The 13882-nt window shown below is 63.6% G+C and carries 6 protein-coding genes; 4 read left to right on the top strand and 2 right to left on the bottom strand.

The features are described from left to right. Positions 1–38: 38 nt before the first annotated feature. Entirely contained in the window at positions 39–2495 is a 2457-nt protein-coding gene (locus Q4S41_RS00370) for a S9 family peptidase (protein ID WP_305029151.1), read from the bottom strand. A gap of 166 nt (positions 2496–2661) precedes the next feature. Here Q4S41_RS00370 and Q4S41_RS00365 point away from each other — a divergent pair, with 166 nt between their 5' ends. From Q4S41_RS00365 to Q4S41_RS00355, 3 genes are all read left to right on the top strand, one after another. After that, positions 2662–3726 (top strand): LLM class flavin-dependent oxidoreductase, encoded by a 1065-nt coding sequence (locus Q4S41_RS00365; RefSeq protein ID WP_305029150.1) that lies wholly within the window; start codon positions 2662–2664, stop codon positions 3724–3726. Positions 3727–3749: 23 nt separating this feature from the next. Next, complete coding sequence (locus Q4S41_RS00360) at positions 3750–4316, top strand: hypothetical protein (protein ID WP_305029149.1); 567 nt, start codon at positions 3750–3752, stop codon at positions 4314–4316. A gap of 464 nt (positions 4317–4780) precedes the next feature. Then, positions 4781–5209: a T9SS type A sorting domain-containing protein gene (locus tag Q4S41_RS00355; RefSeq protein WP_305029148.1), complete on the top strand. Its 429-nt coding sequence runs from the start codon at positions 4781–4783 to the stop codon at positions 5207–5209. A gap of 73 nt (positions 5210–5282) precedes the next feature. Here the strand turns inward: Q4S41_RS00355 and ahcY are convergent, their stop codons facing one another. Further along, on the bottom strand, positions 5283–6602 hold the full coding sequence (ahcY, locus tag Q4S41_RS00350) for an adenosylhomocysteinase (RefSeq protein ID WP_305029147.1): 1320 nt from the start codon (positions 6600–6602) through the stop codon (positions 5283–5285). Between the two features lie 349 nt (positions 6603–6951). Here ahcY and Q4S41_RS00345 point away from each other — a divergent pair, with 349 nt between their 5' ends. Next, positions 6952–13818, top strand: coding sequence for a hypothetical protein (locus tag Q4S41_RS00345; RefSeq protein WP_305029146.1), 6867 nt, complete (start codon positions 6952–6954; stop codon positions 13816–13818). Positions 13819–13882 lie beyond the last annotated feature (64 nt).

Raw genomic sequence — 13882 nt, 5'->3', positions numbered from 1 at the left:
GCCTGACTGGCAGTGAAGCCGAGAACTGTGCCCGGAGCTCATTGCCCTGCCCCACTCCGTTCCCCGACGGGCTTGAGGTTGGTTTCGAACAGCTTAAGAATACGCTTGTACTCGTCGGTCCACGACGAAGGCTCCACGAAGCCGTGGTCTTCGACGGGGTACACGGCCAGCTCCCAGTTCTCCTTTTTCAGCTCGATGAGGCGCTGCGACAGGCGCACGATGTCCTGGAAGTGCACGTTGGTATCCACCATGCCGTGGCACATGAGCAGGGCCCCTTTCAGGCCGTTGGCGTAGTTGATGGGCGAGGAGCGGGCGTAGGCCAGGGAGTCGTTGTAGGGCTCGTTGAGGATGTTGTCGGTGTAGCCGTGGTTGTAGTGCGCCCAGTCCGTCACGGAGCGCAGCGCAGCGCCGGCCCGGAACACCTCGGGCTGCGTGAACATGGCCATGAGCGTGATAAAACCACCGTAGGAGCCGCCGTAAATTCCAATGCGCTGCGGGCTGACGCCGTATTTTTCGGTCAGCAGCTTGGCGCCGTCCACGTGGTCCGAAAGGTCCTTGCCGCCCATGTAGCGGTAGATGCCCGTGCGCACGTCGCGCCCGTAGCCAGCCGAGCCGCGGTAGTCGATGTCGAGCACAGTGTAGCCCTTCTCCACCAGCAGGTTGTTGAACATGTACTCGTGCGAGTACTGACTCCACCACTTGTGGGCATTCTGCAAGTAGCCGGCGCCGTGCACGAATATCACAGCCGGGCCCTGAGCCGCGGGGTTGGCCGGGCGGTAGAGGCGGGCGTACACGTCGGCCCCGTCGCGGGCCTTGAAGGTGATGATTTCGGGGTCGCGCCAGGGGTAGCTTTCAAACTCCGGCGTGGTGCTGTGGGTGAGCTGCCGCATGGGGGCCTTGGGCTTGTTGGCCATCACAAACAGCTCCCAGGGCTTGTTAGTGTAGCTGTAGCGCACGGCCAGGGTGCGCCCGTCAGGCGACACGGTTACCTCGTGCGCGCCGGGCCGGGTCGTGATTTGCTGAAGCGCGCCGCCGTTCAGGGGCAGGTGGTAAAACTGCTGCTCGCCGGGGTGCGTGGCGTTGGCGGTGAGGTACCAGGTTTTGCGGTCGCGGCTGAGCTGGGCGTTCTGGATTTCGAATTTGCCGCTGGTCAGGGCTTTTTTCTGGCCGGTGGTCGCGTCCACGGTGTAGAGGTGGCTGTAGCCGGTTTCCTCGCTCTGGAACCACACGCGGCGGTTGTCGGGCAGCCAGCCCACGTTGCCAGGGCCGTAGCCGATGCCGGGGCCGTTAATCCAGGCATCGTCGTGCTGGCGGTCGAGCAGCTTAATGGTTTGGGTGGCCGGGTCGAGGCCCACTATCCACCGGTCCTTGTTGTCGGCGGTGCGCATCACCAGAAACGCCCGCTGCCCATCGGCCGACCAATACGGACCAAACGGCTGCACACGGCGCAGCTCGGGCTTCTTCGCTTTGCCCGCGGCGGCCTTGGCCGAGTCGGCGGGCATGGGCGCTTTGGCCGGCAGCGCGTATTCCTTGCGGTAGGCCGGCTGCTCATCCAGGCCCTTCAATTCCTTGTAGCCCAGCACGAAAGTGGTATCGCGGGCAATGTCATAAATACCCAGCTCGACAGCCGTTTGGGGCGCGCCCACTTTGGTACGGCTCGAAATATCTTCCGTAAAGCCCGAGGCCGTCACAAAGCTGGGCACCAGCGCCACCTTGGCCGCCGTAGGCTCCTGCCGCAGGGTGTAGGTCACGTAACGGCCGTCGGGGCTGAGCTGCAGGTTGGCCACAGTTTGCAGGCCCAGGTAAATAGCCTTGGGCTGCAGCCGGGCCAAGGCTTTTTGCTGGCGCTCCTGCGCCTGCCGGTCCTGGTCGCGCAGCCGCACCACCTCAAATAGCGCCAGCTGCTGGGCCCGCAGGTAGCGCTCGGCCTTGTCGGTGGGCGTGGTGCTGGCGGGCTTGCTGCCCTTGCGGAAGTCGGTGCGCTGCACGGTTTCGCCCGTGGCCGGGTCCCAGGTGTAGAGGTTCTGGGCGCGCACGTAGCTCACGAGTTTGCCCAGCTGGGCGAAATCGGGGTTGCTTTCGCGTTCGGCGGTGTTAGTCACACGCCGGCTTTTCTGGGTTTTGAGGTCGAGCAGGTAAATGTCGCCTTCTCGCTCGTACACTTTGCGCGTGTAAGCGTCGTCGTACACGCCGGTGCTGGCGGGCAGTTCGCGTTGCTCGCGCTGGCTCAATTTGCGCGGCGCGGCCGGGCCCGTGGGAGTCACCTCATAAAGCGAGTCGCGCCGGGCCTTGGTCGGGTTCCAGTTGAAATAGATGCGGCGGCCGTCCTCGGCCCAGTAGACGTTCGACGGCGCGGTGCCCACCCACTGCACCGGCTCGCGCATGATTTTATCGACGGTAAGCGGGCCCAGACTGCCCGCCGTCGTTGAAGGTACCTGTGCCAGTGCAGGTTCAACTGCGCTCAGCAGCAAGCCTAGAAAGTAAAGATTACGCATAAGCAAAGCTACTTCGTCGCGACTGAGATGGGTTGCGGAATATTGCGTAGCTCAAGTAATTGGTGGTTGTTCCCAATTTCGCGGCCGTTGCGCGCTATTTCGCCCAAAACAATTGGCCCCGCTCGCGCGTCTCGCGTTCTGTCTTTGCAATCGAAACCCCTCCCTCATGGAAATTGGAATTAGCTCCTTTGGCGAAATCGCCCCCGCCCATCTCGCCGGCCACGACCACGCCGCCGCCCAGCGCATGCAGGAGCTGCTGGCCATGGGCCAGTTGGCCGACGAAGTTGACCTTGACGTGCTGGCCCTCGGCGAACATCACCGGCCCGACTTCATCATCTCGGCTCCCGAAGTCATTCTGGCCGCCGTGGCCGCCATCACCAAGCGCATCCGCCTCAGCAGCGCCGTCACCGTACTCAGCTCCGTCGACCCGGTGCGGACCTTCCAGAACTTCGCCACCGTCGACCTCATTTCAAATGGCCGGGCCGAGATTATTGCCGGGCGCGGCTCCTTCATCGAGTCGTTTCCGCTGTTCGGGCAGGACTTGAAGGACTACGATGCGCTGTTCATCGAAAAGCTCCAGCTGCTGCTCAAAATCAATGAGAACGAAGTGGTGACGTGGCAGGGCAAGCACCGCGCCGCCATCGAGGCCAAGGGTGTGTATCCGCGCCCGGCGCAGGCCAAAATCCCGGTCTGGATAGGCGTGGGCGGCACGCCGGCCTCGGTTATTCGGGCCGGGCAGCTGGGGCTGCCGCTCACCATTGCCATTCTCGGCGGGGCGCCGGCGCAGTACGTGCCGTTTGCGGAGCTCTACCGCGAATCGGCCCAGCAAGCCGGGCACGACGTGGCGGCGCTGCAGCTGGCCATCAATTGCCACCTGCACCTGGCCGATACCGCCGAGCAGGCCCGCGACGAATTTTTTCCGCCCTACTCCACCCTCATGAACCGCATCGGCCGCGAGCGCGGCTGGTCGCCCATGGACCGCCGCCACTTCGACTACCTCTGCGGCCCGCAGGGCCCGCTGCTGGTGGGCGCGCCGCAGGACATCATCGACAAGCTGCTCTACCAGCACCGGCTGTTCAACAACACCCGTTTCCTGGCCCAACTCGTCATCGAAGGCATTGCGCACCAGAGCGTACTGCGCTCCATCGAGTTGCTGGGCACGCAGGTGGCGCCGGCGGTGCGGGCGGCTTTGGGCCAGCCCACGCCCAATACCGCTACCTTCCCGAAGTAAACCAACGCTTACGCCTCTGCCTTATGTTGAATTTGCTATGGTCGGCGCTGAATGTGCTGGTGCTGCTGGGCATCGTCTACATCCTGTTTCGGGCCGCCAAGCTGGTGCGGCAGCACTTGGGCCGGGGCGCCCTGCTGCTGTTTGTGCTGGCGGTGCTGGTCATAAGCCGACGCTCCGCTAATCCAACCGGACCGGTCAAAAACCTGTTGGCCAGGGCTTCGACGCACGGTCTGTTTTCCAACGCCGGCGCCAACCAAACCGTCGACCTCGGCGGCAGCAACCGGCTTTTTCTGCGAGCCGAGTACGATTCCAGCCACAACAGCCTCAAGCCCAACGGCCTCTACGCCAGTATTTCGGGCTTCACGCTGGGCCACCGGTGGGAGCCCGTGATGGGCACGCTGCAACCGCACGGCACCCAACTGCGCTACTGGGCCGTGCTCAATCACCATTGGCTGCTGCTCGGCACTCCGGTCCTCACCAGCAGCGGCGAAGAATTTGAAGGGCTGATGAACACCCAACCAGCCATTGGCCCGACGTTAGAAGTCAACAAAAAGGCCCACGTAGCAAACATGCTAAGTGGGCCTTTTTAAGTACAGACTCGTTAGCAGCGTCTCCTTGGTAGCGGTACAGGTTCGACTTGAACGGACTTTCTACCGGCACCTTGTACGCAAACTGTTCAAAAGCCCTCTTACCGGGTGAGCAGTTAGCGCGGGCTTATGCATCTACTTTATTACCAGACGTTTTATAACTCGAAACCCTCTGCTACGTTAAACGCTGTACACTTGCAAAACCAACAGCTATGCGCTACACGCTTACTCTTATAATCGTACTTGTATCGTTGGCGCTAGCCACCTCCGCAGCCTTCGCTCAAAGCAACCCGCTCCTTTTCATCAGGCCAACTGTAGTACCGGCAACCCCCACGGTAAATGACCAAGTCAGGCTAAATTTTTACGCAAGCACTGCCTTTGAAGGATACCGCCTCAACACCAGCTTTATAGTCAATGGGCGTCAAATGACCTTTAGCGGTTGTTATCAGGTAGCGAATGCTACTGTTATGTCCCGTTTCATCGATTCGGTGAATGTAGGCCGCCTTCCGGCTGGCACTTACACCGTGTCGTTTATTGGCGCGATGCTGGGCTGGGGCCAAACCTGCACCAGCGGGCCCCGCGATACCGTTTCGCTCACGTTCCAGGTGCGGGGCGCCTTGGCCACCAAGCCGGCCGACGGGGGCTGGGCCGTGTACCCCACGCCGGCCACCGGTGGCGCGCTCTCGCTGCTCATCCCGAGCGATAAGGAAATCAGTTCCATTACCCTGCTCGACGCGGTGGGGCGCCCCTGCTACGCCAGCACCGGCAGCACGCTTCAGCCAGCCACTGGCGGCCACTGGCGGCTGCACTTGCCCGCGCTGCCCACCGGTGCCTACACCTTGCGCCTGGGCGTGGCGGGCGGAGCCGCGGTGTCGCAGCGCGTGCTCCTGGAGTAGCGTTGGGTCGGTCGGAAAATCAAAAAGGCCAGCCCATTTGCGTGGGCTGGCCTTTTTGTTCTGGCAGCAGCTACTAGTAGCGGTACAGGTCCGACTTGAACGGGCCTTCTACCGGTACTTTGATGTAGTCGGCCTGCTTGGGGCTCAGTTCGTCCAGCTCCACGCCGATTTTGGCGAGGTGCAGGCGGGCCACCTTCTCGTCGAGGTGCTTGGGCAGGGTATATACCTGGTTTTCGTACTGGTCGGCGCGCTGCCACAGCTCCAGTTGGGCCAGGGTCTGGTTGGTGAACGAGTTTGACATCACGAACGAGGGGTGGCCGGTGGCGCAGCCCAGGTTCACGAGGCGGCCTTCGGCGAGGATAATCACCTCTTTGCCCTCGATGGTGTAGATGTCTACCTGGGGCTTCACCGTGTCCTTGGTGTGGCCGTAGTTGGTGTTCAGCCACGCCATGTCGATTTCGTCGTCGAAGTGGCCGATGTTGCAGACAATGGCTTTGTCGCGCAGGGCGCGGAAATGCTCCTCGCGGATGATGTCGCAGTTGCCGGTGGTGGTGATGACGATGTCGGCGCGCGGAATGGCGTTTTCCATCTTCTTCACTTCGTAGCCGTCCATGGCGGCCTGCAGGGCGCAAATGGGGTCAATTTCCGTCACGATGACGCGGGCGCCGGCGCCGCGCAGCGAAGCAGCAGTGCCTTTTCCTACGTCGCCGTAGCCGGCCACCACGGCCACTTTGCCGGCCATCATGATGTCGGTAGCCCGGCGAATGGCGTCCACGGCCGACTCTTTGCAGCCGTACTTGTTGTCGAACTTCGACTTCGTCACCGAGTCGTTCACGTTGATGGCGGGAAAGGGCAGCGTGCCGTTTTTCACGCGCTCGTAGAGGCGCAGCACGCCGGTCGTCGTCTCCTCGCTCACGCCCTTGATGCCGGCGGCCAGCTCGGGGTAGCGGTCCAGCACCATATTGGTGAGGTCGCCGCCGTCGTCGAGAATCATGTTCAGCGGCTGCCGGTCTTCACCGAAGAACAGCGTCTGCTCGATGCACCAGTCGAACGATGCCTCGTCCATGCCTTTCCAGGCATACACCGGGATGCCGGCGGCGGCAATGGCGGCGGCGGCGTGGTCCTGCGTGGAGAAGATGTTGCACGACGACCACGTCACTTCAGCGCCCAGGGCGGTGAGGGTTTCGATGAGGACGGCCGTTTGGATGGTCATGTGCAGGCAGCCGGCAATGCGCGCGCCTTTGAAAGGCTGGGCCGCGCCAAACTCCTCGCGCAGCGACATCAGGCCCGGCATTTCAGCTTCGGCGAGGCGGATTTCCTTACGGCCCCACTCGGCCAGGCTCATGTCCTTTACTTTGTACGGAACGTACGTTTTCGTCGTGGTTTCCACCATGATAGAGGTTTATTGTTGGTATCGCGTTTCAACTGCAAATGTACTCATTTTGTTTGCTGCAACCGGACGGGCGCCCCCAATTTCGGGCCCGCCAGACGGCAGGCGTTTTTCCACGCCTAAGCCAAATTGTATTGCAATATATGATTTTTAAGCTTTGTCAGTTCGCGTGAAGCAACTCTATATTTCGAATGCCGAAACTGAATCGTTAGGCCGCCGATTATCAGCACGCTCCCCTTTCCGGACTTAATCATCTGCTGGTCAACCCGTTTTGATGGGCGCCTACCCGGCTGCTTCCAATGGGTACGGCCAGTTCCTCTTGCTTGTCCCTTGTCCACCTCAATTACTTTCTATGACGCATTTCTTACTTTCTAAGCGGCGCCCGGCGCTGTTTTCCTTCCAATGGCTGGGCCGGCTGGCGCTGGGCGCGGCGGCCATGCTTGGGTCGCAGGCGGCCCATGCGCAGATTTCGGGCTCCAAAACCATTCCGGGCGATTACCCCAGCGTAACCGCCGCTATAGCAGACCTGAACACGCAGGGCGTGGGCGCGGGCGGGGTCACATTCAACGTGGCGGCGGGCTACGCCGAGACGTTTGCCAGCCCCACGGCCGGGTCCATCACGGTCACTGGCACGGCGGCCAACCCCATTGTGTTCCGAAAGGCTGGCACCGGCACCAACCCGCTCATTACAGCGGCGCTAAATGGTACCGGCACCGGCGCTGACTACGTCATCAGGCTGACGGGTACCGATTACATCACCTTCAATGGTATCGACGTGCAGGAAAACGCGGCCAATATCGCTTCCAACGCCGTCAAAACGGAGTACGGCTACTACCTGACCCGCGCCTCGGCCACCGACGGCTGCCAGAACGTGTTGATTACCAACTGTGGCATTTCGCTGGACCGCAGCAACAGTGCCACGGTGGGCATTTTTTCCGCAAACATCAACTTTACCGCTTCCTCGGCAGCGGGCGCTAACTCAGCCAATAAATTCACCAGCAACACCATCAGCAACTGTGCAGTTGCGATTTACCTGCAAGGCAACGGCACTTTCACCACAGCCGCCGTACTCGATGCCGGCAACGAGATTGGCAGTGGCGGCGGCAACACCCTGACCAACATCGGGGCAAATAGTGGGGCGGTTTATGGTATTCGCGCCGAAGGCCAAAGCGGCCTGAAAATTGAAAATAATACCCTGACGCTCAGTACGACCACAACGACCAACAACGTGCGGGGCATTGCCGTGGGCACCGGTGGGGCCACGGCGTTTGCGGGCACGGTGCTCATCAACAACAACACGGTTGGCATTACGAATGCGGCCGGTTCGTCGGGCACGGTGGTGGGCATTCAGCAGGGAGCATCCAGCAACATCAGCGGCGTGAGCATCACCAACAACCGGGTGCAGGACTGCGTGCTGCCGGGCAGCGGCGAGGTGCATTTCATTGAAGACCAAGCCAGTGGTACCAGCATTGCGATTAACATCACGGGCAATACCATCTTCAACAACTCGGTTGCCAACAACACCCTGAATTACGGCATCTACCGGTCGGCTGCCACGTCGGCTTCGGTCACGATAGGCGCAGTGGGCGCCGGTAATGCGTTCCGGGACAATACCTTCAGTGCTACTTCGCCCACCATCTACGGAGTGCACGTGGTCACCCAGTCGCCCACCACTTCGCCGGTGGCGCTAGTGGCCAACACCATCAGCAACAACACGCACACCAGCACCGGCGCACCCAAATTCTACGGCCTTTACGTGGGCACCGGGGTTATTACCGCCACCGGCAACACCATTGCCGGCAACAGCATCAGCAACGGCACGGGCAGCACTCCGTCGGTGCTTTATGGCTACTTCAGCGGCGGCTCGGCTACCGCCGAAACCGTGACAGGCAACACCGTGACCGGCAACACGCTGGCCGGCAGCAACACCATCACCGGCCTGATACTGCAGGGCCTGACGTCGAGCAGCACCAACGGCGCCAAAACCTTCTCACAGAACACCATTGGCGGCAACACGCTGGGCGCCGCGGGCAGCACCAACAGCGGCGAGGTGCGGGGCATCAGTATTGCGGCCGGCACCGCGGCCAACGCCATCGGCGGCAACAAGATTTATGGCAACGTGGCCTACGGGCCGAACTCGCGCTCGGTGGGCATTGCCGTTGCCAGCGGCGCCACGCACACGCTGGCCAACAACCTGATTGGCGGGCTGAGCGCGCCGGCCTCGGCGGACCTGAACGCCGTGGTGGGCATCAGCACCACGGCGGCCGCCAACCTCTACCACAACACCATTTACCTGGCCGGCAGCAGCACGGCTACCAACTCGGGCAGCAGCGGCGTTTACGTGGGCACCACCTCCAATGCGGTGGACCTGCGCAACAACTTGGTGGTGAACACCAGCACGCCGGGCGGCACCGGCGTCGCGGCAGCCCTGCGCCGCCTCAGCGGCACCACCGGCACGGCGCCCACCAACCTGGCCAGCACCAGCAACAACAACCTCTACTACGCCGGCACGCCTTCCGGCACGCGCTTGATTTACGCCGAAGGTACCGGCACGCTCACCAACGCGCTGCCTTCGCTGGCCGCCTACCAGGCACTGGTGGCCGCACGCGAAAGCAACTCGCTGACGGGCAGCGTATCGTTTGCCTCCGTGAATGGAGCCGACGGGACGTTTCTGCATTTCGCGCCCGGCACGCCGCAGCCGGTGGAAAGCGCCGGGCAGGTGGTGGCCAGCGTGGGGGCTGACTTTGAAGGAGATGCGCGCGGCCCCTACCCCAATGGGGCGGGCGGCACGGCTCCTGACATTGGGGCCGATGAAGGCGACTTTCTGCCCGTGGACCGCACCCCGCCGGCCATCGTCATTGCCACGCCGCTGGGCAACCAGCCCGTGGGCAGCGGCCCCACCCTCGCCGGCGTGGCCATCACCGATGCCAGCGGCGTAAACGTGGCCGCCGGCACCGCCCCGCGCCTTTATTTCAAGCTCAGCACCGACGGCAACGCTTTCAACGACAACACCAGCGGCACGGCCGGCTGGAAGTTTGTGGAAAGCAGCACCGGCGCCTCGCCTTTCAGCTTCACTATCGATTACAGCCTGCTGCCGACGACGCCCGTGGCGGGCACTATCATTCAGTATTTCGTGGTGGCCCAGGATTTGGCGGCCATTCCGAACGTGGGCATCAACGCGCCCAACACGTTTGCCGCGACGCCGGCCAGCGTGGCACTGAGCGGCGCCGCGTTCCCCATCGGCGGCACGCCGCTGAGCTACACGCTGCTGGAAGGCTTTGGCGGCACGGTGAGCGTGGGGCCGGGCGAGGTGTACGGCGGTCAGCCGCTGGTGTCGCTCACGGCGGCGGGCGGCCTGTTTGCCCGCCTCAACGCCGGCATCCTGACCAGCAACTTGACCGTGCTCATCACTGGCGATATTATGATTGAGGACGGCGCCAATGCGCTGAACCCGCTCACTGAGCAAGGCGCGGGCGGCTACTCGGTCAGCATTCAGCCCAGCGCGGCCACCGAGCGCCTGATTACGGGCGCGGCGGGCAGCATGGGCCCGGCCGGCATTGTGCTGAACGGGGCCGACCGCGTGACCATCGACGGGCGCGTTGGCCAGGCGGGCACGGCCAAGTACCTGCGCCTGCGCAACACCAGCGCTGGTGGCCCCGTGTTCACGGTGCAGCAGGACGCGACGGGCAACACCCTGCGCGACTGCTACGTGGAAGGCGGCACCACCAGCACGAGCAATGGCGTGGTGTTCATCGGCAACTCGAACACCACGGCGGTGGGCGGCGTGGCGGCCGGCGTGAGCGGCAACGACAACACGAGCATTCTGAACTGCGACATTTTCAAAGCCGCCGCGGCCGCCAACCGGCCGGCCCAGGCCATTTATTCGGCCACACCCAGCGTGGCCGCCGCTTCGCCCAGCGGCGTGACGATTACCGGCAACAACCTCTACGACTGGGCCACCAACGGCATCGTAACCACCGGCGCGGGCAGCAACTGGACCATCAACGGCAACAGCTTCTACCAGACCACGACGGCCACCGCCACCGCCCAAACGGCCCTGAACCTGGGCGCCGTTTCCAGCTCGGCCACCACGGGCTGGGTGGTGAGCGGCAACTACATCGGCGGCTCGGCCGCGCAGGCCGGCGGCGCGGCCTGGACCAACAGCGCCGTGGTGGCCTTCCGGGGCATTTACCTGAACGGCCTGGGCACGGCCAACGCCCCCAGCACCACGGTTTCGGGCAACTTCGTTCGCAATATCAGCCTCACCGCCGCGGGCGCCAGCACCTTCTCGGGCATTGAGGTGAAAAGCGACAATACGTCCTACCTCCTGTCGGGCAACACGGTGAGCGACATCAGCAGCGCCACCACGCAAGGCGGCAGCCTGGGAGGTACAGGGCTGATAGGCATCTACACGCTGGGCACTGCCTCTGCTTCCCAAGCCCAGCAAATTGTCGGCAACTTTATTTTTAACCTGAGTGCTACCGCTACTGCCACGCTCAACAACTACGTTACCGGCATTCTAACCAAATCAACCTCGAATCTGGGGACGGGCACGGCCGCCCAGAACCGGGTGTACAACCTGACCAATGCCTCGGCCGGGGCGGGTGCCGGGCTGGTGGGCATCCAGATAGGCGGCGGCGCCTGGAGCGTGCGCAACAACCAAGTTGTGCTCAGCAACGGCTCCAATACCAATCCGCAAGCCGTGTATGCCTTGCTCGATAACGTGTTCGGCTCAGGCATCACCACCACTTGGTATTTCAATTCGGCAGTGGTAAGCGGCTCCAACACCGGCACCACCAAAAGCTATGCATACAACCGCAGCGGCACCGTCGGCGCCAACGTGCGCAACAACCTGCTGCTGAACCTGCGCACCGGCGGCACGGCCAACTTTGCCATTGGCATCAACAACACCACCAGCTTCACGTCGAACAACAACGACCTTTACGCCGCCGACCCCGCCAAGCTGGGCGAGGTGAACACCACGGCCTACACGTTTGCCACCTGGAAAACCAACACCAGCCAGGACGCTGCTTCGCTGAATATTCCCGCCAAGTTTGTGGACCCCGCCGCCGGCAACCTCAACCTGGATGCCACCACCAACTGCTCGCTCAACAACGCGGGCGTGGCCATCACGGGCGTCAACGGCGAGTTCGACGATGCCAACACCAGCCGCCAGACCACGCCCGACCTGGGCTCGGATGAGTTTACGCCCGTGCCGCAAACGGCCACCATTGCCACGCCGGGCCCGGTGTGTGGCCCCACCACGGCCTCGGTGACGCTGACCGGCAACGGCGGGCCGTTCGCGGTGACCTACACCGACGGCACCACGCCCGTCACGACTACGGCCGCAGCCTCGCCCTTCACGTTTGCGGCGGCCGCGGGCAAGACGTACACCCTCACCAGTGTGAGCGACGCCTACGGCTGCTCGCTCACGCCCGGGGGCTCGCTCACGGTGAACCCGCTGCCCACGGCGGCCCTCGCCAGCCCCGGCACCACGCTTTGCCCCGGCAGCTCGGCCACTGTGAACACGACCCTGACCGGCACGCCGCCCTACACCGTGACAGTAGCGCGCACCGACGCCAGCGGCACCACCAGCCAAACCGCCACCGTGCCGCTAAGCGCCTACTCGCTCAGCTATCCGCTCACGCAAAGCACCACCTTCGCCATCACGGCCGTCACCGATGCCAACGGCTGCGCGGCCGATGTGAACGGCCTGCCCAGCATTGCTTTCACCGTAACCGACCAGACCACTTACAAAGGGGTGAACAGTGACTGGTTTGATGCCGCCAACTGGACCGCCTGCGTGCCCAGCGCCACCGTCGATGCCGTTATTCCGGCCGGCCTGAACTTCTACCCGAACCTGAGCACCACGGCCACCGCCGACGTGCGCACCCTCACCCTGGCCAGCGGCGCCCGCCTGGCTCAGAGCGCCGGCACATTAAACGTGTACGGCGACCTGACCAGCAGCACCTCCGCCGCCAACGTGAGCCTGACCGGCGGCACAGTGGCCTTCCGGGGTGCTACGCCCACCCTCACCGGTCCGCTGGCTCTCTACAACCTCGCGGTGAACCTGGCCAGCACCAGCGGCGTGCTCGCATTGGCCAATGACGTCACGGTGGCCAACACGCTCACCATGAGCCAAGGCGTGCTGAACACCGGCACCTACGCCGTGACGCTGACGCTAACCGCTACCATCGCCGCCGAAACCGATGCCAGCTACGTGCTGGGCCAGGTGGCAGTGCCGGGCCGCAACGTTAGTTCGGCCACGACGGAGAGCTTTGGCAACATCGGCCTGACGCTGACGCCGGACGCGGCTTCTACCGTCTTCCCGGGCCTCACCACAGTGGTGCGCACCACGGGCACGGTGCTCACCGGCGTAGGCGCCAGCCAGAGCATTAAGCGCTACTTCGACATTCAACCCGCCACCAACACGGGCCTGAACGTGGCCATGAGCTTTAGCTACTTCGACCACGAGCGCAACGGCATTGCCGTCGGCAATGTAGCCTTGTCCAAGTCGGTGAGCGGCACGAGCGGCCCCTGGGCCAGCCAAGCGCCCATCACCATCGCGGGCAACACGGTGGGCAAAACCGGCATCACCGACTTCTCCGTCTGGACGCTGGGCAGCGCCGCCAACCCGCTGCCCGTGGTGCTCACCGCCTTCACGGCCACCCGCCAAGGCCTCGATGCCCACCTGACCTGGGCCACCGCCAGCGAGAAAAACAGCGCCGGCTTCGAGGTGCAGGTGAGTGGCAACGGCCGCGACTTCCGCCTGCTGGGCTTCGTGGCCAGTGCCTCGCCCGGTAGCACCACGGCGCGCCAGTATGCCTTCCTCGACGCCGAGAAGGGCAAAGCCGGCCCGCGCTACTACCGCCTGCGCCAAGTCGACCTGAGCGGCGCGGCCGAATTCTCGCCGGTGCGCACCGTGCGCTTCGATGCGGAAGCCGCCCCGGCGCTGCAGTTGCGGGCCGCGCCCAATCCCTTCCGCAACCAGTTGGCGCTGGTACTGACACTGCCGACTGGTATGGCCGCTGCTCCGGCCCAGCTGCGCCTCACCGATGCCGCCGGGCGCCTCGTGCTGGCGCTGCCCACCGCCGCGCTGGCAGCCGGCGAAAACCAGCTGGCCCCGCTCGACCTGCACGAGCTGGCCAGCGGCGTGTACTTCGTGCAGCTGGCCTTCCCCGGCCAGCCCGCGCAGCACCTGAAGGTGGTGAAGGAGTAGCTACTCCTTCGCCCGATAAGCAAAAAGCCCCCTGGCGTCGGCCAGGGGGCTTTTTACTTATCGG

The sequence above is a fragment of the Hymenobacter convexus genome (assembly GCF_030580955.1).
Taxonomy (GTDB): domain Bacteria; phylum Bacteroidota; class Bacteroidia; order Cytophagales; family Hymenobacteraceae; genus Hymenobacter.
The sequence above is the reverse complement of the archived record's forward strand: the minus strand, read 5'-3'. Positions and strand labels throughout refer to the sequence as shown.

What these genes read in the sequence shown, in the direction of transcription:
- Q4S41_RS00355 (WP_305029148.1), top strand. Translation starts at nt 4,781, where the DNA reads ATGTCCCGTTTCATCGATTCGGTGAATGTAGGCCGCCTTCCGGCTGGC.
- Q4S41_RS00365 (WP_305029150.1), top strand. Translation starts at nt 2,662, where the DNA reads ATGGAAATTGGAATTAGCTCCTTTGGCGAAATCGCCCCCGCCCATCTC.
- Q4S41_RS00370 (WP_305029151.1), bottom strand. Translation starts at nt 2,495, where the DNA reads ATGCGTAATCTTTACTTTCTAGGCTTGCTGCTGAGCGCAGTTGAACCT.
- Q4S41_RS00345 (WP_305029146.1), top strand. Translation starts at nt 6,952, where the DNA reads ATGACGCATTTCTTACTTTCTAAGCGGCGCCCGGCGCTGTTTTCCTTC.
- Q4S41_RS00360 (WP_305029149.1), top strand. Translation starts at nt 3,750, where the DNA reads ATGTTGAATTTGCTATGGTCGGCGCTGAATGTGCTGGTGCTGCTGGGC.
- ahcY (WP_305029147.1), bottom strand. Translation starts at nt 6,602, where the DNA reads ATGGTGGAAACCACGACGAAAACGTACGTTCCGTACAAAGTAAAGGAC.